Source organism: Desulfovibrio sp., from assembly GCF_009712225.1.
Classification (GTDB): domain Bacteria; phylum Desulfobacterota; class Desulfovibrionia; order Desulfovibrionales; family Desulfovibrionaceae; genus Desulfovibrio.
Genome location: NZ_WASP01000003.1, coordinates 125,831 through 146,246, shown reverse-complemented (window position 1 = coordinate 146,246; position 20,416 = coordinate 125,831). Strand labels below are relative to the sequence as shown.

General features: G+C 52.0%; 19 protein-coding genes, 2 tRNA genes and 1 riboswitch. Of the genes, 9 read left to right on the top strand and 12 right to left on the bottom strand.

Annotated features, from left to right (window positions below):
* Positions 1 to 13: 13 nt before the first annotated feature.
* A riboswitch (Fluoride riboswitch) is annotated at positions 14 to 72 on the bottom strand.
* A 61-nt stretch (positions 73 to 133) separates the two neighbouring features.
* The 3 genes from F8N36_RS01715 to F8N36_RS01705 are packed head-to-tail and all read right to left on the bottom strand — an operon-like array spanning position 134 to position 2,970.
* Positions 134 to 661 carry a Chromate resistance protein ChrB gene (locus F8N36_RS01715; protein WP_291331021.1) on the bottom strand — a complete coding sequence of 176 codons (528 nt, stop codon included), beginning with the start codon at positions 659 to 661 and terminating at the stop codon, positions 134 to 136.
* 47 nt (positions 662 to 708) lie between these two features.
* On the bottom strand, positions 709 to 1,929 hold the full coding sequence (locus F8N36_RS01710; RefSeq protein ID WP_291331020.1) for an MFS transporter: 1,221 nt from the start codon (positions 1,927 to 1,929) through the stop codon (positions 709 to 711).
* 36 nt (positions 1,930 to 1,965) lie between these two features.
* Complete coding sequence (locus F8N36_RS01705) at positions 1,966 to 2,970, bottom strand: inorganic phosphate transporter (protein WP_291331019.1); 1,005 nt, start codon at positions 2,968 to 2,970, stop codon at positions 1,966 to 1,968.
* Between the two features lie 693 nt (positions 2,971 to 3,663).
* Between F8N36_RS01705 and F8N36_RS01700 the strand changes: the two genes are divergently transcribed.
* Both F8N36_RS01700 and F8N36_RS01695 read left to right on the top strand, forming a co-directional pair.
* The gene (locus F8N36_RS01700; RefSeq protein WP_291331018.1) at positions 3,664 to 4,779 is read left to right on the top strand and encodes a Fic family protein; all 1,116 of its coding nucleotides are present in this window, start codon (positions 3,664 to 3,666) and stop codon (positions 4,777 to 4,779) included.
* A gap of 414 nt (positions 4,780 to 5,193) precedes the next feature.
* Entirely contained in the window at positions 5,194 to 6,915 is a 1,722-nt protein-coding gene (locus tag F8N36_RS01695) for a type IV secretion system DNA-binding domain-containing protein (RefSeq protein ID WP_291331017.1), read from the top strand.
* 4 nt (positions 6,916 to 6,919) lie between these two features.
* Here F8N36_RS01695 and F8N36_RS01690 read toward each other — a convergent pair whose 3' ends face one another.
* Positions 6,920 to 7,228: a helix-turn-helix transcriptional regulator gene (locus F8N36_RS01690; RefSeq protein ID WP_291331016.1), complete on the bottom strand. Its 309-nt coding sequence runs from the start codon at positions 7,226 to 7,228 to the stop codon at positions 6,920 to 6,922.
* A gap of 139 nt (positions 7,229 to 7,367) precedes the next feature.
* Here F8N36_RS01690 and F8N36_RS01685 point away from each other — a divergent pair, with 139 nt between their 5' ends.
* Positions 7,368 to 7,991, top strand: coding sequence for a hypothetical protein (locus tag F8N36_RS01685; RefSeq protein WP_291331015.1), 624 nt, complete (start codon positions 7,368 to 7,370; stop codon positions 7,989 to 7,991).
* 33 nt (positions 7,992 to 8,024) lie between these two features.
* Complete coding sequence (locus tag F8N36_RS01680) at positions 8,025 to 8,417, top strand: hypothetical protein (protein WP_291331014.1); 393 nt, start codon at positions 8,025 to 8,027, stop codon at positions 8,415 to 8,417.
* Positions 8,418 to 8,500: 83 nt separating this feature from the next.
* On the opposite strand, the gene F8N36_RS01675 is transcribed toward F8N36_RS01680, so the two are convergent.
* The 3 genes from F8N36_RS01675 to F8N36_RS01665 all read right to left on the bottom strand — a co-directional run bounded on the left by F8N36_RS01675 (position 8,501) and on the right by F8N36_RS01665 (position 11,712).
* Positions 8,501 to 8,848, bottom strand: coding sequence for a hypothetical protein (locus F8N36_RS01675; protein WP_291331013.1), 348 nt, complete (start codon positions 8,846 to 8,848; stop codon positions 8,501 to 8,503).
* Positions 8,849 to 8,880: 32 nt separating this feature from the next.
* Positions 8,881 to 10,683: a MobA/MobL family protein gene (locus tag F8N36_RS01670; protein ID WP_291331012.1), complete on the bottom strand. Its 1,803-nt coding sequence runs from the start codon at positions 10,681 to 10,683 to the stop codon at positions 8,881 to 8,883.
* A 285-nt stretch (positions 10,684 to 10,968) separates the two neighbouring features.
* Positions 10,969 to 11,712, bottom strand: a complete 744-nt coding sequence (locus F8N36_RS01665; RefSeq protein ID WP_291331011.1) for a hypothetical protein — start codon at positions 11,710 to 11,712, stop codon at positions 10,969 to 10,971.
* Positions 11,713 to 12,094: 382 nt separating this feature from the next.
* Here F8N36_RS01665 and F8N36_RS01660 point away from each other — a divergent pair, with 382 nt between their 5' ends.
* The gene (locus F8N36_RS01660; protein ID WP_291331010.1) at positions 12,095 to 13,369 is read left to right on the top strand and encodes a site-specific integrase; all 1,275 of its coding nucleotides are present in this window, start codon (positions 12,095 to 12,097) and stop codon (positions 13,367 to 13,369) included.
* Between the two features lie 136 nt (positions 13,370 to 13,505).
* Here the strand turns inward: F8N36_RS01660 and F8N36_RS01655 are convergent.
* Together F8N36_RS01655 and F8N36_RS01650 are read right to left on the bottom strand one after the other, a co-directional pair.
* Positions 13,506 to 13,582: transfer RNA gene (locus F8N36_RS01655), tRNA-Glu, on the bottom strand.
* A gap of 13 nt (positions 13,583 to 13,595) precedes the next feature.
* Positions 13,596 to 13,670 (bottom strand) — tRNA-Gln (locus F8N36_RS01650).
* Between the two features lie 483 nt (positions 13,671 to 14,153).
* On the opposite strand from F8N36_RS01650, the gene F8N36_RS01645 reads away from it, so the two are divergent.
* From F8N36_RS01645 to F8N36_RS01630, 4 genes are all read left to right on the top strand, one after another.
* Positions 14,154 to 15,596 (top strand): putative sulfate exporter family transporter, encoded by a 1,443-nt coding sequence (locus F8N36_RS01645; protein ID WP_291331009.1) that lies wholly within the window; start codon positions 14,154 to 14,156, stop codon positions 15,594 to 15,596.
* A 20-nt stretch (positions 15,597 to 15,616) separates the two neighbouring features.
* Positions 15,617 to 15,781 (top strand): bacteriocin-type signal sequence, encoded by a 165-nt coding sequence (locus tag F8N36_RS01640; RefSeq protein WP_291331008.1) that lies wholly within the window; start codon positions 15,617 to 15,619, stop codon positions 15,779 to 15,781.
* A gap of 192 nt (positions 15,782 to 15,973) precedes the next feature.
* A complete protein-coding gene (locus F8N36_RS01635; protein WP_291331007.1) occupies positions 15,974 to 16,204 on the top strand; it encodes a hypothetical protein in 231 nt (76 codons plus the stop codon).
* Complete coding sequence (locus F8N36_RS01630; RefSeq protein WP_291331006.1) at positions 16,204 to 16,638, top strand: DUF523 domain-containing protein; 435 nt, start codon at positions 16,204 to 16,206, stop codon at positions 16,636 to 16,638. Before F8N36_RS01635 ends, F8N36_RS01630 begins: the two co-directional genes overlap by 1 nt.
* 182 nt (positions 16,639 to 16,820) lie before the next feature.
* Here F8N36_RS01630 and F8N36_RS01625 read toward each other — a convergent pair whose 3' ends face one another.
* From F8N36_RS01625 to F8N36_RS01615, 3 genes are all read right to left on the bottom strand, one after another.
* Positions 16,821 to 17,312, bottom strand: coding sequence for a HyaD/HybD family hydrogenase maturation endopeptidase (locus tag F8N36_RS01625; RefSeq protein ID WP_291331005.1), 492 nt, complete (start codon positions 17,310 to 17,312; stop codon positions 16,821 to 16,823).
* A 213-nt stretch (positions 17,313 to 17,525) separates the two neighbouring features.
* The gene (locus F8N36_RS01620; protein ID WP_291331004.1) at positions 17,526 to 19,205 is read right to left on the bottom strand and encodes a nickel-dependent hydrogenase large subunit; all 1,680 of its coding nucleotides are present in this window, start codon (positions 19,203 to 19,205) and stop codon (positions 17,526 to 17,528) included.
* Positions 19,206 to 19,213: 8 nt separating this feature from the next.
* Complete coding sequence (locus F8N36_RS01615; RefSeq protein WP_291331003.1) at positions 19,214 to 20,161, bottom strand: hydrogenase small subunit; 948 nt, start codon at positions 20,159 to 20,161, stop codon at positions 19,214 to 19,216.
* Between the last annotated feature and the right edge of the window lie 255 nt (positions 20,162 to 20,416).

Genomic DNA, 20,416 nt, shown 5'->3' with positions numbered 1-20,416 from the left:
TACCAACGCTTTCAGTGTGGCAGGAGTTATCAGCGAATGCGGTTCAAGGGGAACTCCATCCCCTAATTTCTATTGTGTTCCAACCAACCCAAAAGTCAAGCATGGATGCAATAGGGCTGGCCTCAGCATTGTTTTAGGCTTTATCAGCCCGCTCATAAGCAACTGTCGAAAACTGTTCAAACACTTCTTCGCATTTGGCAATTGCAGCAATGGCCTGCTCTTTTTCCGGTATTTCTACAATCTGGCGCTTCTGGATTTTCTTGAACCAGTTTTTCAGCTTTTCCAGTTCTTCTTCGTTTTCTTCAACCTCTGCAAAGATAAAGTTCTCGGCAGCGGTCTCCTTTTCTATTTCTTTTAGATAGTCTGAGCACTTATCTAAAAGTTCCGTGTATTCAAGGCGCGAGGCTTCTCCCAAGTTGTCCAGAACACGGCCTTCGTCGGCCGCGTTCAAAAGCTTTCCTTCAAATACCAGGGATTCGCCCTCAAGGGAAAGCACCAGTGCTGCCAGTTCTTCTAGCAATGGGATTCGCTCTTTGTTGAAAGGAATAACCCATAGCCCCCGGTAACTTATGGCCCCAGTTTTTTTCAATTGCCGCCAGACTTGGACTCGGCCTTTAGCCGCCTTGGTCGGCAGGGTGTACGAGAAGAAGAGAAAACGCATAGAGCTACCAGTATGTTAAATGTCGTTTTGCTCGAAGGCCGACATCGTTAAGCCGCGCTAGGCTTGGTTGTGGTCTTCTCACCGTGAATGCGGGCATACAGGGGAAGTGCCAGCAACTGTGCTGTTACCGAGCAAATAACCAGGCCGTGAGGGTTGAAATCGTAAAGCCACCCCATAAACCAGCTGCCCATAAACCAGCTGACCCCAAAACAGGATTCAAAAAAACCAAAGCTGGCTGAGCGGTTTTCCTTAGAGGTCAAGCCCACAACAGCCGCCTTGAGAATTGATTCCTGCGCGCCCATGCCTATGCCCCAGAGCGTAACTCCGATGGCAATGCCCCAGAAGGAGCTTATGGAAAAAATGAACACGGCAGAAAAAGCCGAGATAATTCCCGACACAATCAGCGCTTTGAATTGAATTTTATCATAGAGCGCTCCAAACACCAAGGCTGCAAAGGCGTCCACTATCATCGCCCACGCGTACAGCAAAGGTAACGAGCTTACAGAAAAAATATTCTGCTTTGCGGCATGCATTGTGACGATGGGAAAATCAATGAACCCAAACGCAAACAGCGAAATCGCCACAAGGTAGAGGATAAAGGAGCTTTTTTTGCTCACTGCCTCATTGCCTGTTGTTTTTTCAAATAGCTCAGGGGTCGGGAAGCATTGTTTTGCCCAAAAAAGCCAGCACATGGTGGCTACCGCCGGAATCCCCAGAACCGCAAAACAAAGTGCATACGACTCAAGCGTGTTTTCACCTCCTTTGAACCAGAGCACACAAAAAAGCAGCACTGGCCCCAAAAATGCGCCCAGTTGGTCAAGGAATTCTTGCAGGGCAAAGGCCTTGCCCACGCCAACCTGTGTGGCGGCAAATGACAGAAGCGTATTTTTTGCCGGCTGACGTATGGCCTTGCCAGCCCTCTCGGACACAATCAGAATACAAGCCAGCATCCACCCATTTTCTGGAACCAGCGCCAGAAAGGGTATGGCGACAACATTGACGCCATACCCCAGCAGGGTCATGCCCCAATAGCATTTTGTCTTGTTGGCTATGATGCCCGTAAACAGCCGGAGCGAATAGCCAACAAGCTCGCCAAAGCCTGAAACAAAGCCGATTGCCGTAGCAGAAGCTCCAAGAAGGGGGAGGTAGGAGCCGTAAACACTTCTAGCTCCCTCATGGGTCATATCTGCAAACAGGCTGACGATCCCCATCAAGACAACAAAGGTCACGGCAGGAGTAGCTGTTTTTTTGCCCAATAATTTAAGCATCATAACTTCCTCGTGTGTTCAGAGAGTCTACGTGGCTTAATGGATGCCCAAAACTGCGCTCAGCACTTTGTACAGGGCATACGAAACAATACCAGCCAGAGCGGGGGTAAAAAACCATGAAAAAACGATTTCAGCCAGTGCCTTTTTGTTCAGCGTCTTAAGACCGCGCGCGCCGCCAGCCCCTGCAACACCACCGATGAGCGCTTGGTTCATGGACGTGGGGTATCCAAGCATTGCTGCTGTGTGCGCTGTGAGGCTTTGCGCCATTTTTGCGGAAAGCCCTGTGGTTAAATCAAGGTGCAGAATACCCTTTCCTACTTTCTCAAGTATGGGCTTGCCCCAAGTCATAGCCCCTATGCCCATGGCGATGCCGCCAATAAAACCAGCTTTCATGGGGGTGGTAAGGCCTAATCCGTAAAAAATGCCTACTGCATTGCCCGTATTGTTGGCCCCAAGCGTGTAGGCCGCATAACAGCATGCCGCAAGCAGAGCCGCACTTAGTAACTTATGGGTTGTCGGGGTAATGGTTTTAAAAACGGAATCGCCCATGCGGGTAAAAACGAATGCAAGTAGACAGCTAATAACAGGGGTACCAACCCAGGTCACAAACAAAAAGACAATGGTTGTTTGCCAAAAAATTGTTGCCCCCATGCCCACCCCCGCGCCAACAACGGCGAAGCACGCTAGCTGAGAAGTAGAAACTGGCCAGCGCATCCATGTGTTTGCAGCTGTCACAAGAGCGGCGGTCAACATCATTACCATGGCTCCAAGATCTGTGACCTGGCTTTTTTCCAGAATGCCTGTTCCCACAGTGTTTACCACATTGCCGCTCTCAAACGTAGCACCCATCAGCGCAAATGCCGCTACCAGAAGACTGGCAAGCCGAGGAGACTTTATAACGCCAGCCCCGTAGGCCATGCCAAGCGTGGCCCCGGTGTAGTGTGACCCAATGGTCCAGCCAAAAAACAAACCGGACAAAACCGTGCAGGTTGTGAGAGCGTCTCCAGAAAAAACGTCTGAGAATACAGTTAAAATTCCCATACGAAACCTCCACATTTTTTTCAGAATTGCATTTGTTATCTAAATAACATAGCACATGCGATACCTGCAACTACCGCTTGTTACCCAAAATAATGCCTGCTTAACTCCGAAAGGACAAACGTGCTTTCAAGTGCAAGTTAGATAAGCACCCCTTCATTGAAAACTATGTTTATCAATATATTTGACGTCTATATTACAAGCTTGAATACGGGATAATACCGTTGAAAAGCCTACAAACAGGCTATCTCAGACAATATTGACAACAGATCTCAAAGAGGAAAGGAGTTCTATGACTGCCTATCAATCCGAAAATATCACCGAGTTGGCCAAAGCATTGCTCAATGTGCAACAAATTGTTCAACCTGTTACAAAAGATGCTGAGAATCCATTCTCTAGAAGTTTGTACTGTAGAACACAACTGCGAATATCACTTGTAAGTTGCTGGCTTCCATGGGTTACGGGTAAATATTCTTCTCGCGGAGTTCTTCCGGCGTCAGCGTGTGCCCACAACGAGTTAGAGTGGGAGAAATGCGGCGAACGCATTTCAAAGCCGTCATACATCCGTCATGCATCTTGGTGACGCCCCCGTAACTAAGATGCGGCGTTTGGAGCTTATATTCGCCGCAAATTTTACGGAGAATATTGCTTTTGTGGAGAATATCTGTCATATTCACCGCAAGAGGTGCGGAGATTATGCGCTATATTCATGAGAGGCCAGACTGGTCGACATTTCAGTGGGACATTGCAAAGCTGGCGGAACAGCTTGCCGCCATCCGGCACAAGCAGGGGTTGCTCCTGGGGCGGATGAATGCCCTTGGTTTCTCCATTCGCGCTGAGGCTGGTCTGGAGACTTTGACTCTGGATGTGGTGAAGTCGAGCGCCATTGAAGGGGAAGCACTAGATGTGGCTCAGGTGCGCTCTTCGCTGGCGCGAAGGCTTGGAATTGACATCGGCGGCCTGATGCCCCCCAGCAGAAGCGTGGAAGGCGTTGTGGAAATGATGTTGGACGCAACACAGCGCTATGCTGAACCGCTTACAACGGAACGGCTGTTTGGCTGGCATGCGGCGCTATTTCCTACCGGATTCGGGGCATCACGGCGTATCACCGTGGGCTCATGGCGCAAGCCCGAAGCTGGTCCCATGCAAGTTGTCTCCGGCTACGTCGGCCATGAAAAGGTTCATTTTGAAGCCCCGGCAGCAGAACGCCTTGAGTTGGAAATGAGCCACTTTCTGAAGTGGTTCAATGCGCCGTTGCAGCTTGACCCTGTAATGAAGGCGGGAATAGCGCACCTCTGGTTTGTGACGATCCACCCTTTTGAGGACGGTAACGGACGCATAGCCCGTGCTATTGCTGATTGTGCCCTGGCGCGGGCCGATGATTGCCCGCAACGCTTTTACAGCATGTCCGGGCAGATCGAGCGGGAGCGCAAAGAATATTACGATATTTTGGAACGCACCCAAAAGGGCGGCTTGGATATCACGCCTTGGCTGAATTGGTTCCTCGGCTGCCTTGGGCGGGCTATTGATGGAGCCGACAAAACCTTGGCCGTCGTCTTCCGCAAGGCTCATGTTTGGCAATATGCCAATCAGTACCCACTTAATGAACGCCAGCGAGCTATCATCAATCGCCTGCTGGCCGGATTTGAGGGAAAACTGACCAGCGGCAAATACGCCAAGCTGGCAAAGTGTTCTCCGGATACTGCCTTACGGGATATTCGGGAATTGATGGAATACGGCATCCTGCTGCAAGGCGAGAGCGGTGGGCGCAGCACGAGTTATACCTTGGCGGAGAAAACAGCCAATCAGTAGCTCCCTGAATAGCCTTTTACGGTTTTCTCAAATACCGGGCCGTTGACGTTTTTTTGAAAAATCACTATTAAATGATCGTCATCAACTTTTAACAAAAAAAAGATTTGGGCCGACCGAAAGGTCTCCCCCCTGCCTGGTGGTCAGGAAGGTGGAAGTATTTCGCGATCAAAGTGACGGAACACTTTGTAACTACGTTTTTTCCCAACCCACAATTTGCGTGATGCGCTCCTTCCAAGAGCGCCGGAGGGGAGGACGCCCCTTCGTGTAGTCCGGGACACTGGAATGGAGCGGCGCGGAGCTGCTATTGGGGGGAAAACGGCAAACAGTCGGAATTGGTGAGAACCAATTCTGGTTGTCTGCCGTTTTCTTTTTTGTTTTCAAGACAAGGAAACGGCAGGCTCTTTGGAGGAATCCATGAGTCTGCAAGCTAATACCCCTTCCACATTCTCAGATGCTCCTTACCGCCAGCACCGATTGGGCTTTCTTGCCCCAGTCAAACCTCTTGCGGTTTCACTCCCTCCCGCGACTTCACAATCTGAAGATACACTTTTCACCTTTGATAGCGGAAGAACGCTTTCTTTCAGTGATGGGGCTCGATCAGTCGCCATTATTGGCGGCACTGGCTCGGGCAAAACGACATCTATCATCCTGCCTATGATTGACGCGCTGATGCGCCAAGGATTCGGTGGTGTCATTCTGGACATCAAAGGGAATCTTGGTGCGCAGACGCGGGCTTTGGCCCAAAAATGTGGGCGGCAAGATGATGTCATTGAATTCGGCTCTTCGCATGCGGCTCAACCGACCAATCTTCTTGCAGGTCTGAAGAAACACGAAATTGCAGACCTCTTTCAAGTTATTGCCCTCGATGGCGTTGAGCGCGATCCCAATGCATCCTGGCATGCAAAGGGTGGGGCTTTGGCATCTGATGTGGCATTTGCAATGCTGTCCCTGTCAAAAATTGCCCACAGAAGTCATTTTTCTCGACAATTTTCTCCGACGTTGAAAGCCATCTACACAGCACTTTGTAATCAAAAATTTTCGGGTTCCCTTTGGTCATTTTTCTGCCAGGAGCTAGATGCGCTCCGTGAGCAAAATATGGGGAAAGTATGGCCTGATTACCTGCGTGAAGCCGAATCTTTTTACCATTCGGTCAGTGCTGATTGCTTTCACATTTTATCGTCCGATAGCGACAGCCACGATGCAAAAGGTACTACGACCAAGCAACAGCAGAAAACATGGATGTTGCAAAGGATTTTGATGCGGTTGAAAACAATGAAGGTCACCTGTGGGCTCATGGACAGTTTTTCATCACTAGAAGATGGGGCAATGCCAATTGATTTCACCAGCCTGGTCTACAAAAAGAAAAAAATCGTCTTGATCCACTTTGCTGCTGAGTGTGGGGCTACTGGTGCAATTCTGGCGCGATGCCTGAAAGATAGATTTTATCAAAGCATCCTTAAATACGGCAGTACTCTTGGGGAAAATGAATTTACGTTCATGGTTGGGGATGAATTTCAAGAAATTCTGGACGTAGGCAGTGCAACTAATCTGAACGACATGCAGCTATTCGGGCTTTCTCGCGAGTTTAAAAACATCAACATAGTTGCTTCACAAAGCATTGCATCCTTGTACGCACGAGGAGATCAACATTCCGTTTCCTCACTTCTTGGAAACTGTACGACAAAAATTCTGCTGCAAAGCAGCGACCCTGAAACCATAAATTGGGTCAAAAAGGTTCGCGCGGACAGTGCAGAAATTAAAAATTTGGAAAGGGGAGAATGCCTTTGGGAGGGCGTCAGTACTAGCGGGCAGCTTATCAGCTCGAAAGAACAAGTTAATACTGCCCATCAGTCTATCTCCAATGTTCTTCATGCTGTCAAAAAGCAGGAGCATGAAAAATCTGCGAGAAGACAAAAAACAAAGCCCATATTCAAACGTGGAATAAGTGGGCTTCCTCTTAGCGTTGAACAGATTATGCTTGAGGAACGATATCACAATGCAGTGGGAATGGGACTTGAACTTGTGCGGATGCGGCAGGAATCGCTTCGCGGGGAAAAATATTGGGAGCCAAAGAAAGAACCAGCCCAATCTAACGATAGCATTGTGGCTGGCCCCGAATTTGCCCATCTTTTTTAGGCTATTAAGAAGGAATCGTGGTTCCGATGGTTATCGTGCGGCGGCGTCCACGGCCAGGTTTAGAAATTGCTGGCTTTTGTGCCCGCAAGCCTTCTACTCGCTGGAAAAAGGCCACAATATCAACATTCATTACGCCAAGTAGTGCGTAGAGGCTTTCACACGAAAAACTGGTTTCTCCGGCTTCTAATGCGGCGATATAGCTGCGAGAGAGGCCGGAGAAATCCGCAAGTTGCGGTTGTGTCAAGCCCGCCTTATGGCGGGCCTCAGCTAGGGCAATGGCAATAGCTGGGCGAAGGAAAGGGATTGCTTCCATTTTTTTAAGTTACTATAGCCGTTGACCATTAGAATCCATTATAATAGATTCTAATGGCGTAGTGGTTGAGCCGGAAGTTAGCTGCAACCCTGCGCTCGAGACTAAATTGGCAGCCTAAAAAATAGAAAAGGAGAAAATGATGGAAACTACGCGGAAATATACAATCGGGGATGCTGAGCTGGTCGCAGAAATTCTTGAGGGAGAGGTTCTTCAGCTTGATGAAGTGGGCACCACCCATGTTCACGGGCATGGTGGGGGCGGAGTGGTTTCTAATGGTGAAGGCTATGTATCCGACGTGCGCATCAGCTCACATACGTCGTGGGAAACAAAGGTTTGGGTAAATCATAAAGGCAAGGAAGTTCAGTGGGGTATACCTGGATCTTTGGCCTTTAGACCTGGACACAAAATTGCTGTTTGCGAGCTTTCAGATGGAAAAAATTATCTCACCTGCTTTGTCAAAAACGTCACAACGCAGACAGAATGGGTTCTGGCCGGAGTAAATGGCAATAATATGTTTAAAACATTTGATATTAATAAAGGGCTCCGTGGCGCAGGCTCTTTAATCCTTGCAGCACTGTCTTTTTTAGCTTTTCTTCTTAACCTGGTTACTATTTTCAGCGTATCGGCATTCGTAATTCCATTTATCGGCTTGATTGTATGTACATTGTTTAGCTATCTAAGCCTTTTTGAAAGACGGAGAAAAATTGTTGAAGAGATAACGAACATGATCAATGACATTAAAAAGATTATGCCAGCAACATAATACAAAACAATTTGTTTTTATCTCATCAAAGAAATGAATATAAAAACAGAAGTCATCATTTTCATGTTGGCGTTAGCCATGCCGACGGCTTGCCTGTCTTCGGATACATTGCCTTTCACACAAGGCGACTTTACGCATGTAATGGATCTTGAAGGCATACCGAAGGAAGATCTGAATCAGGCCATCGATATTCTTTCAAGATACATGAAAAACTTCAGCCCACACAGTATGGTTTCACTGGAACAGGCAAATGAAATGACAGGCGCAGTGCCGGACAGGGTTAAGCCCGCCTTGCAGGATGCGCTGGCATCGCTTCTTGGCATGGGGGCAGGAGCCAACATACTTAATATTCCGAATTTGAAGGTCGCCTGGATTATACCGCTGCAGGCCAAGGTTGGAAAAACACCAATCCCCGAAGTCCAGTAAAGAGCTGCTCCATGATGCGCTGTTGTTTTAGGGCTACTGAAAAGGAATGGGGGATTTTCAGTCCCCCGCTCAAAAGCAGATTTCTAGGATGCCTCCTCCTGTGATGTCTTTTCCTGTGAAATTTCATCATCCAGTCGGACAAAGCCTGCAAGGGCGCGGCTCAGGTTCCTGTCCTTGAGAAATTCTCGAGCGGCAGAGATAAGACGTTTTCTCTGTTCAGGGGCGGCGTTCCGGTATCTGGCTTCAACCAGGATGCCCCAGGCAATAAGTTGCCCGGTGCGTTCCTTGCGGGCCTCTTTGTTCAGCGCGGCTGCCTTTTGAGCCAGCTTCTGCTTTTGGCGTTGCAGACTGAGCATTTTTTCCGCAAGAGTTTTACGGAGTGCCCCTGAGGGCGCAGGGCTGTTGGGAGCCGTCTGATTGTTCTTATCCATAGAAATCTCCTGTATATTTATTTGTTGCGTCACTACGTCGGTTCAAAATCGGTTGCAGCGCTGTCAGGGGTGCTTGATGCGTCCTCCGGGTAATCCGATCCTGATGGTTCCGGGGCATCAAGATTTATCCGAATCACACCATTAGACTTTGCCCGCTGTGGAGGTTCAGGATTCTTCATCTTCATTCTGATTACGCCGTGGGGGTGTAAGGGCAGAATCAGGGGCGCACCTTGCTCATGCATGATTTTTGTAGCGCTGTGCAGGGCAAGCCATTGTTCCGTGAACAGGGCATCCAGCCTGTCAGTAGCCTCAAAAACTTCATGGACCACCAAGCCGCATTCAACACAGACGTTTAGACAGGACTCCTTGAGTTGTTTGAGGCGTGTTTTCTCCAGGTAGTCCTGAACATATTGAACATTTCTGCGACCAACAGCCGCCATAATTTCCTGTTGAATATTATGGCTGACCGAAATTATGCTTCTGGATTTTTCAGCAAGGGCATTTAAGCGCGATGAAGAATGGGTTGTGGAGATCAAGTGCGCCTGATAGATGGCCTGCACGTTGACTCTATCCACAGCATGAAGAATTTCCCTGATAACAGATCCACATTCCACCAAGACTCCTGCGCTGCACTTCTTAAGAAGCTGCAATTGGTGCTGCCGAATGCTGTTTTCAAGACAGCGCAAGTTTGCTGCCTCAACCAGGGCATGAATATCCGCTTGAATTTCCCCGGAGGCCCTGACACAACTTTGTGTCAGCACCTCCAGGGCCGCTAGCCGTTCTGTTTTTGTTGTAAGGGCTGCAGAAGCCGGACGTCCGTCTTCAATTGGGCATGGTCTTGCTCCAGTGCTTCCAGACGTGCCACCAGATTTTGCACCGAATGCGATGGTGGCACTGCTCCCTCGCCCATGTTTTGTAGTTGAGCTTTGACCTCCAGCAATTCTTTGTGAACCATATCCATCACTGCCAAGGCCTGCCCCCAATCGTTGCTGGATTCCTCCTTCACCAGTTTTTTCAAATAAGTTGCTATGCGTGGTTCCATGTTCTTCAATTCCCGTTGAACATTCTCTGATACTTTCGTTTCCCAAATATCTGACATTTTCAATCTCCTGTTGTAGTTGTATAATATTAGAATTATTGTCCTGAATATTCCTGTTGAGCATGCCGCGCTCTGTTTTCAAACCCCGTCGAGTCATTGTTGTTGCCGCAGAACCCACATGGATTTGTGGCAATAAATCAACTCCCTGATTTTTGAAGGAGCGGTGATCGATTGTTTCTCCATAAAACTGGAGATACTCGTTGCAGAAATCCGCCCATTTTTCACGAACATGCAGAAGATGTGTCGTCCTCGTTTTCAGGTCGTCGAGTTCTCTGGTTTTTGCGCCCAGCGTCCCCTCCTGCGAATAGCAGCGAGTCGTGAACATTACGTGTATGTGAGGATTTTCCTGCAGGTCATTTTTGTCCTTTCGGTGCATGCAGCAATCCACTGCCACCTGATATTCCTGAGCAAGCCAGCGGCAAAATTTGGCCGTAAGCTTGAACCGCTCCTCCTTGTTCAGCTCCACGGGAATGGCCATATCCATCTCTCGAGCCAGTGTGGAGTTCTTGCGTTTTTCAGTGTTCTCCGCCAACAGCCACAAGTCTTGCCTGCTGATGGCTGGACACCCTTCAGGCACAAAAATCTGTCGCGCCACCACCCCTTGCTTGCGCCGAAAATCGAACACACGACCATCAGCAGCCGTCAGACGAGAAGCTGCCCTGTATGCAGCGGCGGCTACCGCGCTTCTGCCGTCTGCACGACTGATGGTCTGCATGTGAAGATGATAAATCGCCACAGCCTACCCCCGGCAGCCCTTGTGCATTTCGCATTTGGGGGTCGAGGGGCGCAGCCCCCGCGCACGCAAACCGCGAAGCGTGTTTGCATAAGTGCGCCCTTCGGGGATCTTCATCAGTAGAGAAATTTTGTGGGTATAAAAAAACACTGCACGCCCTCCTTTTGGAAGAACGTACAGTCGTAGTTTTGCTATTGCACCTCTTTATGGCGTGAAGAGTAGTGCGCAAAAAAGATGAGGCCCACAGAAACATGTATCTGCGGGCCTCACTTGAAAAATGTAGGTGTATTATATGAGCTTCAGGCGGAATGATTTTTCCGGGTCAAGGAGCTTTTTATGCGTCTGTTTGCGCTGTAAGCCCGCTGCCATGTGAAGAATACTTTCGGCTTCATCAACGATGCCTTTCCATCCATCGCGCCCCCCTTCCTGTATTTCATTTCTGATGGCTTTATCAATTCTCACAATGCCATCAAGTTCTTCGGGAAGTGTGAAGGATTGCATTGCCATCCATAAATGGGCCACGGGCTTGAAGGGTGCCCAATAATTTTTGATCAGATTGTCAGCGCAAGGACAGGAAAGATCTGCACGCTCTTCAAGAGGCTTCATTAGAAGCGCTTGATTTAGGCTTGCCGCTACTGACTCAAGGGTTTCTTCTGTTAACAGGACGCCCTGAAGTATCTGCCCGGTTAATATTCCCAGCCACGCACGTGACTGTAATGACCCATCACCCTTGCTGGGAAAAGATGCCTGCGTGAGTATATCGCAATAGGTGGAGTGAGTACCAAAAATATCTTCAATGACAGCCTGCATGATCTCTAGGTATTTTTTTGAATCCTTCTGCTCCAGTTCCTTGAGCGCCGTTTTTATGGCCAAAGCCTGATAGCGTAATCGGTGCCCATTCTCGTTCGCGCGCGGAAAAATCATATGGCTATAGATGAAAGAACCGCAGATAATGTCAATACCGCTCCCATAATCATTCTCATAGAAGCATTTTGGAAATGACAGCGTAAGATTTGGCGGTAGCTGTTCCATGCTTGGTCTCTCAAAAGTTGGTGTGTTACGTGCCGCTCATTGCCCACTACTATCCCCGACCATTCATGAGATTGAGCCACTTCAGCCTCTCTTTAGCAGCCTCTTGGAAACGACAAACAACGGGATAGCTTGTCCACAAAAAACTCCTCTGACCGTCATTCAGAATTGTTTGCAACGTAAATATCAATACGGTGGAAATAAGGAACCACCATGTCTGAACATTTTCAAATAAATACCATAGGTAAAGTGCTCACAGCAAGAGAAGTCGCCGCGATCTTCCGCCTTGATGTACGAACGGTCAGGCGGTATTATACGGCATTCGGGGGTGTGCGGATTGGGCACGCTCTAAGGTTCCTTGAAAATCGCATATTGGAGATATTCAATGGCAACCTTCACGAGCAAGAAGAAGGGCTCCCCCAAGCGTTGGAAAGGACAGGTTTGGTTTCAGGGCAGAATGGCAGCGGTAAAATGGTTCGGCAGCAGCAAGGCCGACGAGAGGAATGCCATAGCGTGGGAAGTAACCACCAGGAAGCAACTGGAGGAAGAAGCCGCGACTGCGCCGGAAAAAGTGACCCCTTTGGTCTCCGAGCCCCAACGGGTGACGATTCTTGAGTGGGGAACGGCCTACCTTGAAGAATGCCAGCGGCGCAACACCCTGGCGACCTTCAAAGAGAAACGTGACCGCTTTCGGCGGTTCATCCGCTACCTTGAGCAAACCAAGGGACTGTCACCAGATGATACAGTTGAATCCTTCGACAAAAAAAAGGCCCGCAAGTACCTTGCCTGGCAGCACGACCAGCGCGGCCCCAACTGCTCCAACAAAGACCGCAAAATCCTGACCACCGCCTGGAAGTGGGGCGCAGCCTACCTCGACCATTTTCCACTGGATATGCCGGATTCGTTTCTGGCCTGCCAGCGGTATGCGGAGATACGGGTTCCCCGTTACATTCCGCCGGAAGAGGATTTCTGGAAAGTCTACGAGACGGCCCCAGAACGTGAGAAGGCCATGCTGACCTGCTTTCTCAACCTTGCAGCGCGTAAGGGCGAGCTGCTTAAGCTGACTTGGCAGGATGTGGATTTTGAGCGCGGCACCGTTGTGCTGACAACGCGCAAAACCCGCACGGGCACGGCAAAACGTGACGAAATGCCCATGAATGAGGACGTGCGCACCACCATGCTCTGGCTGTGGCAATACCGCCAGGGCAAAGGGAACCATGTGTTCACCTGCCCGGTTGAGCCGTACATCGAGCAACCCTATAAGACGGCAGCCCACGTGATGAAAAGGCTTTGTGCCAAGGCCAATGTGAAACCCTTTGGGTTTCACGCCATCAGGCACCTAGCGGCCACCATTCTGGCCCAGGAGGGCAAGAGCCTCTTTGCCATCCAGCACGCCCTGCGACACGAAAAGCAGACAACTACGGACAGGTACCTGCACAGCCTTGGAGCATTCGCGGAAGTTTCGGATGCCTTGAGCGCATTGGCAAGCCGTGGCCCTGCAAGTCGTCACCCCTTTCCTGCCCCTTCCGCGCTTTCACGGAAAAAGGATTCTTTTACAAGTGAAAATGAAGAAAAGCAGGGGGGAGGGGCAGAGGCAGACGTGGTTCGCCGCAATCAGGGACTGATTTCCGGTAAACTCATCCCAACTGGAACGGAGTAGAAAACATGCTTCAGGCTTTCTTATTTGGAAACGAAAAAAGGCTGCACTTAAGTGCAGCCTTTTTCAAAACTAACCCCCAGGGCAAGCCCCCTGTGGGTATCTGGTGAGGTTTTGACTATAACCTCTTGGAATCAATTGGCGTCCCCAAGGGGATTTGAACCCCTGTCGACGGCGTGAAAGGCCGTTGTCCTGGGCCGGCTAGACGATGGGGACGCGAGTTGTTTTTTGGCTGGGCTGCAAGGACTCGAACCTTGATTAACGGAGTCAGAATCCGTCGTCCTGCCAATTGAACGACAGCCCAACGCGAGAAACGTGTATATGTGAAAGTGCGGGGTAGTGTCAACAGTAAATTTGAAAAAATTGTTTTTTCTGCATTTTTTACCAAGGCATGGGCAAAGGAAGGTGTCTGGCTGGGGTCAAAAAAAGCAGGTGTGCAACCCCGCGGGGTGGCATGTGAACCAATGCGCAGCCATGCGCGATGGTGCGCCAAAGGGAGGAACCGGAAAATTTGGCTTTTGACGCCACTGAAACAGCTTCAGAATACCGTTACTGGTTGTTATACTTTGGGCTTAGGCTTGACAATATCTTGCATACAGGTATGTTTTCGACAGGCATCAATGACCGTCTGGTCACAAAATTGGTGCTGCAAGTATCGGTTTCCAGCTGTTTCCGCGGCAAGACGCGTTTCTGACTGCTCTGTTCTTTATTGAACAAGGCAGGCTTTGACGCGTAGGTGCGGCTGGAGTGTGTTTGTTTAGCTTAACCTGTACGGAGGAGTTTGGGTATGGCATCAACAACAAAAGCCTTTAATGAAGACAAAGTAGCCCTGCTTATTGGCTGCTTTGTTTTCTTGATGGCCCTTGGCAAGTTTGCGGGCATGGACCTGCTGGGCTGGGGCCTCAAGATGGGCATGTGGGTCAACAGCCCGCTTGAATGCTGGAGCTCGGCCACCAAGGGCTTTTTGCCCGGTGTGGGCGCGCTGCTCGCCAGCTATGCCTTTATTGCAGCTGTGATGTCCGTGGGCATCATGCTGATGAAGGGCAACGTGGGCAAGTTTTTGTATGGCTTTACGTGCATCTTCTTTATTGCCATTGCCTGCTACACAGTTGGCGCAAATGCGTATATTGCGGCCAACCCCACTGAAATTCCCAAACTGGGCATCACCTGGTCGCTGGGTTTGAGCACCGAGGCTGGTCTTATTGTGGCCCTGGTCATGGGTATTCTGCTGGGCAACCTTACGCCCGGTTTTGCTGAATCCCTGCGCGAAGCCTGCCGCCCCGAACTTTTCGTCAAGATCGCCATCGTTATTCTTGGTGCCGAACTTGGCGTTAAGGCCGCCGACGCTGCCGGTTTTGCCGGTCACGTTATTTTCCGAGGCCTGTGCGCCATTGTTGAAGCTTACCTGCTGTACTGGTCCGTGGTTTACTACGTGGCTCGTAAGTACTTCAAGTTCAATAAGGAATGGGCCGCTCCCCTTGCTTCCGGTATTTCCATCTGCGGCGTCTCGGCGGCCATCGCCACCGGCGGCGCTATCCGCGCCCGGCCTGTGGTTCCGATCATGGTTTCCTCGCTGGTCGTTGTGTTCACCTGCATCGAAATGCTCATTCTGCCCTTTATCGCCCAGCACTTCCTGTACACCGAACCCATGGTGGCCGGTGGCTGGATGGGCCTTGCCGTTAAGTCTGACGGCGGCGCTATCGCCAGCGGTGCCATCACCGAATCGCTGATTCTCTCCAAGATGGCCGGTCTGGGCACCAAGTGGGAACCAGGCTGGGTCGTGATGGTTACCACCACCGTCAAGATCTTCATCGACATGTTCATCGGCGTGTGGGCGCTCGTGCTGGCCTACATCTGGACCGCCAAGTTTGACAAAACCCGCGGCGAACGCACCATGACGTGGAGCGACGTTATGGATCGCTTCCCCCGCTTCGTGCTGGGTTACCTTGGTACGTTCCTGATCCTTCTGTTTGCCTGCCTGTCTTCGCCCGAACTGCACAAGCTCGGCAAGTCCATGTCCGGTGCCATCAACAGCTTCCGCGTCATGTTCTTCCTGCTTACCTTCTTCAGCATCGGTCTGGTTTCCAACTTCCGCAAGCTGAAGGAAGAAGGCATCGGCCGTCTGGCAGTTGTGTATGTGGTGTGCCTGTTTGGTTTCATCATCTGGGTGGGCCTGTTCATCTCCTACGCCTTCTTCCACGGCATGACCCCGCCTGTGATGGCTGGCTAGTTTAATATACGGAGTAAATCATGGAAGTGAAAAGCGAAGTTAAGCTTCACGAAGAAATCGAAAAGATGGAATACGAACCCCTGGATCCCGTTGAACTCAAGCTCGTGCATTGGAGCTGGGGCCTTGGCGTGGGTCTGCTGGTGGTGCTCTTTGTCATCAGCAAGTTTGTGATGACCACGCACTAGACGTGTCTGATTGCCATTGATATGAACGCCGGGGAGGGTTGCCTCCCCGGCGCTTTTGTCTGGACGGCGGCCTGCGGGGCTTGATGCCCGCAGGACAAGCCTGGGCCTATACCTGGCCCTCAGGTTGCCGCCAGATGGAGCTTATACTTTTTGTCCGGCATCTGCTGGCGAAATTAAGCCAAGGATAAGGCTATGCCGCGTTATCATCTGCGTTTTATGAAAGGCCCCAACTACACGCTGAGTCTGGAATTTGAGACAGTTGTGGAGGCGGCCTCATTTGAAGAAGCCCTGAAGCCCCATACTGACTGGCCCATAACCGAAAGTTATGACCACGCCACTGCCACTGCCTGGAATCCCGGCACCTGCATGTACTATCAGGAAATGTGGGAGGCCGCTCTGCTGCCCGAAGGCGAGAAGAGCTAGTGTCAACGCGCTACGTTGTCAGCGCCTGTCTGGCGGGTGAACGCTGCCGTTACGACGGTGGTGACAACACCTGCGCGCTGGTGGTGAGGCTGGTGGAAGAGGGCAGGGCTGTGTCCATTTGCCCCGAAGTACTAGGCGGTCTTGAAACTCCCCGCAGCCCTTGCGAAAGGGTGGGCGACCGGGTCATGAACCGCGACGGTCAGGACGTAACCCTTGCCTTTGAGCAGGGTGCGGCCATGGCCACTGAAATGGCCCGCATGGAGGGCTGCGCTGCAGCCATCATCAAAAGTCGCTCACCATCCTGCGGTTTTGGCCGTATCTATGACGGCAGCTTCAGGCACGTTTTGTGCGCTGGCGACGGAGTGTGGGCAGCCATGCTGCGGGCCGAAGGCTTTGCCCTGTACAGTGAAGAATCGCTGCCAGACGAGCCCTAGCGCTTGCTGACAACAAGAATGATATGGCCGGACGCAACCCCCAGTTCAGGGGTTCGTCCGGCCTGATATTTTATCCCTGTCTGGGGTGCGGCGTGCATTGTGATGGTGCGTGACTTGAACCCGGTCAGCCCGAGGCTGAAGGCGCTCGACACACTGCGCGACGCATAATTCTCTGGCCTGGGTTACGCCTTGGGCTTTGCGGTGGTGATGCCGCGCTCTGCCAGGGCAGCCACCACCTTTGTGCAGAATTCCGGCAGCAGCTTCTGGGCTTCAGGGGTCAGACCCACCTGCATGGTGTGGTAGTCAAAGGGCTGCAGGCCAAAAACAACGGCTTCCACATCGTGCCCGGCCATGCTGCACGTTACAAGGGTGTCCAGCAGGTCTGTCTGATGCATGGAGTCACGGAAACTCAAGCTCTTGCGCAGGTCTTCACCCTCAAGCATGTAGACGGTGCCGGGTTTTTCCGGTCCCAGCACCACATCAAGCACAACCAACGTGTCGCATTCCATCAGCTCGGTCATGAGCATGAGGCCCTGTGTGCCGCCGTCTTCAAGGCGTACATTTTCCGGCCAGGTATAATTGGCCTGCAGGTATTCAACTGCGCGCACGCCAAAACCCTCGTCAGTCAGCAAAATGTTGCCGACGCCCATAATCAGTACTCGTTTTTGTTCCACGGTGTGCTCTCAAGTGGGGGTTGATACGTGGGCACACATGGTAATGCGTGTGCAACACATATGCACAGTATGCCAAAATATTTGTGCCCGGTCTATTATGTTTGCGCTCCCGTATAAAACAGGCATGTACGGATCAACGGAGGCAAAAAAAATATCTGCCATAAAAAAGGGCGGGGAAAACCCCGCCCTTTGTCAATGCTTGTTCAGTGCGTATTACAGCACCTTGAACTTGTGCACTTCGTTGGTTTCTCCATCGATAACGTGCACGGCGCAAGCAATGCAGGGGTCGAAAGAGTGGATAGTGCGCAGGATTTCCACCGGGCGCTTGGGATCGGCCACGGGCGTGCCGATAAGAGCTTCTTCGGCGGCGCCGAGAAGACCCTTGTTGCACCGGGGTCCGAGGTTCCAGGTGGTGGGCACGACCAGCTGGAAGTTGCCGATCTTGCCGTCTTCGATACGAATCCAGTGCGAAAGACCGCCACGGGGGGCATCAAGGAAGCCCACGCCCTTGGCATTGGCAGGAACGGCGTAATCTTCGACGATCTGCTTGTCCTTGGCAATGTTGTTTTCGTATTCGTTCAGCCAGTTTTCGGTCTGCTGGGCGATAACCAGGGTCTGGATACCGCGGGCAGCAGTACGGCCCAGAGTGGAGAACAGGGCTTCGGGACCCACGTTAAGGGCCTTCAGCACGCCGTCCACGGCAGGCTTGATGGTCTTGTGGTTCTGGGCGTAGGCCACCAGCACCTGGGCAAGAGGACCGGTTTCCATGGACTGCCCGGCGTAGCGGGGAGCCTTGAGCCAGGAGTAACGGTCGGTGTCGCCCATCTTGGTGAAGTAGGGCTTGGTCTCGCCTTCGTAGGGGGTGTGGGCCTTGTCGCCTTCGTACCAGCTGTGGCGCACATGTTCTTCAATCTTGCTGGGATCAAAGGCCTGCACAGAGCCGATCTTGCGATCATAGATGATGCCAGGCTTGTACCAGCGGCTGTTGAGGTCGCGTTCGCCGCCAGCAGCGGGGAATTCGCCAAAAGCCATGAAGTTGTGCGTACCACCAAGGGCAGCCCAGTCCTTGTACTGGCCAGCCACCATGAGCAGGTCGGGAATGTAGACCTGTTCAATGAAGGTGCGGGCCTTCTTGTACAATTCGCGGAATTCCTTGATGCGCTGGGGAGACAGGGCTTCGTAGCAGGTCACGCCGCCAGCAACGGTGAACTGGGTGTGCGGGTTTTTGGCGCCGAACACGGCCATACCCTTGGCAATGTCCACCTGGGCGCGCAGGGCTTCCAGATAGTGGGCAGTGGCAACGAGGTTGGCTTCGGGTTCAAGGTAGTAGCTAGGGTGCCCGCCAAGGAAGTAGGCATTGGTGAAGGGGCCAAGCTGGCCGCTTTCAACAAAGGTCTTCAGTTTGGCCTGCACGGCGGCGAAGTCTTCAGTCTTGACAGGACGGGGCGAAATGGACTGCGCAAGCTTGGCAGCCTTGGCCGGGTCGGCCTGCAGGGCGTTGGCCACGTCCACAAAGTCAAGCGCGTGCAGATGGTAGAAATGCACAACGTGGTCATGCATGAACTGCATGGCCATGACAAGGTTGCGGATGTAGGTGGCGTTGGCCGGAATGGGCTTGTTGATGGCGTCTTCAAGCGCGCGGGTAGAGGCAAGGGCGTGCGTGTAGGTGCAGACGCCGCAGGTGCGCTGGGTGAAGTGCTGAGCGTCGCGAGGATCGCGGCCCTTCAGGATAACTTCAAGACCGCGGAAAAGCGTGCCACAGCTGCGGGCGTCCTTGATTTTGCCGCCTTCAACTTCCACTTCAATACGCAGATGCCCTTCGATGCGGGTCAGCGGGTCCACCACAATGGGCCCGGTGTAGCTGCTCTGGGGCGTTTGTTTGATCTGGCTCATGATTCCCCCTAGTTCTGGTAGAACGGCGACATTTCGTCCCAGAAACCGGGTTCACTGCAACCAATGCAGGGATGCCCGGCAGCCACCGGCCAGTTGGTCTCGTTGAAGAGAACCTTGGGACAGTTGTTGTACGTCTGCGGGCCTTTGCAGCCCACTTCGTAAAGGCACCAGCCCTTGCGCGCTTCTTCGGAATTGAAGGAGGGCGCAAATTCGCCAGCGTCGAAGTGCTTGCGGCGTTCGCAAAGGTCGTGGACGCTCTGGCCGAAGAACATGAGCGGGCGGCCCAGTTCGTCGAGTTCGATCTTCTGGCCCTGCAAAAAGGCCACAAGAGCGCCTACCATGTTGAGGGGGTTGGGGGGGCAGCCGGGAATGTTGATACCCTTCACACCCAGGCTGGCAAAACATTCGTTCACGCCCTTGGCGCCGGTGGGGTTGGGCTTGGCAGCCTGAACGCCGCCGTAGCAGGCACAGGTACCAATGTTTACCACGGCCTTGGCCTTGGGCAGAATTTCTTTGCAGATGTCGTACATGGTATGGCCACCGATATAGCCATACTTGTTGTCCATGCCCGTAGGAATGGCGCCTTCAACCATGCAGACAAAGCCATTGGGGTTTTCCACGGCGGCATGCAGGGCTTGTTCGGCGGCTTCACCGGCGGCGGCCATGATGGTTTCGTGGTAGTCAAGGGAAATGGTGTCAAGAATGACGGCATCAAGGAAGGGCTTGTAGGTGCGCAGAAGCGCTTCGGAACAGCCCGTGCATTCAGCGGCGTGCAAATACACCACCGAAGGCCGACGTCCGGTCAGCGCAGCGGCCACCTCGGAAGCGAATGAGGGGCCGAAGCCCATCGTCACCGCTACCGCCGTGCAGAATTTCATGAAGTCACGGCGGCTTATGCCCTGGCGCTCTAAACGCTCTTCTCCGCCTTTTTTGCCCAGACCCACGGCAATACGCATAATAGCCTCCTGGCAAAAGTGAGTGAAAGGCTTTGCTCGGACCCTGCCACAGGGCCCGCATGCGGCGCAACAAAATCGCGCCAACTCCGCGTCAAGACAGCGGCGCAACGTGGTACGAACAGCCGCGCTATCAGCGGCGCTGTCAGCAAACGAAAATCAGCAACTCTGGCAGTGCGTTACTGCGTGATTTAAAAAGGCATTCCCCAAGAGTGCCACACGCCGCAAGGCGACCACCTGCTTCTTTGAAGCTTATAC

What these genes read in the sequence shown, in the direction of transcription:
- F8N36_RS01685 (WP_291331015.1), top strand. Translation starts at nt 7,368, where the DNA reads ATGGAAACTACGCGGAAATATACAATCGGGGATGCTGAGCTGGTCGCA.
- F8N36_RS01700 (WP_291331018.1), top strand. Translation starts at nt 3,664, where the DNA reads ATGCGCTATATTCATGAGAGGCCAGACTGGTCGACATTTCAGTGGGAC.
- F8N36_RS01645 (WP_291331009.1), top strand. Translation starts at nt 14,154, where the DNA reads ATGGCATCAACAACAAAAGCCTTTAATGAAGACAAAGTAGCCCTGCTT.
- F8N36_RS01675 (WP_291331013.1), bottom strand. Translation starts at nt 8,848, where the DNA reads ATGGATAAGAACAATCAGACGGCTCCCAACAGCCCTGCGCCCTCAGGG.
- F8N36_RS01705 (WP_291331019.1), bottom strand. Translation starts at nt 2,970, where the DNA reads ATGGGAATTTTAACTGTATTCTCAGACGTTTTTTCTGGAGACGCTCTC.
- F8N36_RS01615 (WP_291331003.1), bottom strand. Translation starts at nt 20,161, where the DNA reads ATGCGTATTGCCGTGGGTCTGGGCAAAAAAGGCGGAGAAGAGCGTTTA.
- F8N36_RS01660 (WP_291331010.1), top strand. Translation starts at nt 12,095, where the DNA reads ATGGCAACCTTCACGAGCAAGAAGAAGGGCTCCCCCAAGCGTTGGAAA.
- F8N36_RS01690 (WP_291331016.1), bottom strand. Translation starts at nt 7,228, where the DNA reads ATGGAAGCAATCCCTTTCCTTCGCCCAGCTATTGCCATTGCCCTAGCT.
- F8N36_RS01695 (WP_291331017.1), top strand. Translation starts at nt 5,194, where the DNA reads ATGAGTCTGCAAGCTAATACCCCTTCCACATTCTCAGATGCTCCTTAC.
- F8N36_RS01665 (WP_291331011.1), bottom strand. Translation starts at nt 11,712, where the DNA reads ATGGAACAGCTACCGCCAAATCTTACGCTGTCATTTCCAAAATGCTTC.
- F8N36_RS01710 (WP_291331020.1), bottom strand. Translation starts at nt 1,929, where the DNA reads ATGCTTAAATTATTGGGCAAAAAAACAGCTACTCCTGCCGTGACCTTT.
- F8N36_RS01620 (WP_291331004.1), bottom strand. Translation starts at nt 19,205, where the DNA reads ATGAGCCAGATCAAACAAACGCCCCAGAGCAGCTACACCGGGCCCATT.
- F8N36_RS01715 (WP_291331021.1), bottom strand. Translation starts at nt 661, where the DNA reads ATGCGTTTTCTCTTCTTCTCGTACACCCTGCCGACCAAGGCGGCTAAA.
- F8N36_RS01635 (WP_291331007.1), top strand. Translation starts at nt 15,974, where the DNA reads ATGCCGCGTTATCATCTGCGTTTTATGAAAGGCCCCAACTACACGCTG.
- F8N36_RS01640 (WP_291331008.1), top strand. Translation starts at nt 15,617, where the DNA reads ATGGAAGTGAAAAGCGAAGTTAAGCTTCACGAAGAAATCGAAAAGATG.
- F8N36_RS01680 (WP_291331014.1), top strand. Translation starts at nt 8,025, where the DNA reads ATGAATATAAAAACAGAAGTCATCATTTTCATGTTGGCGTTAGCCATG.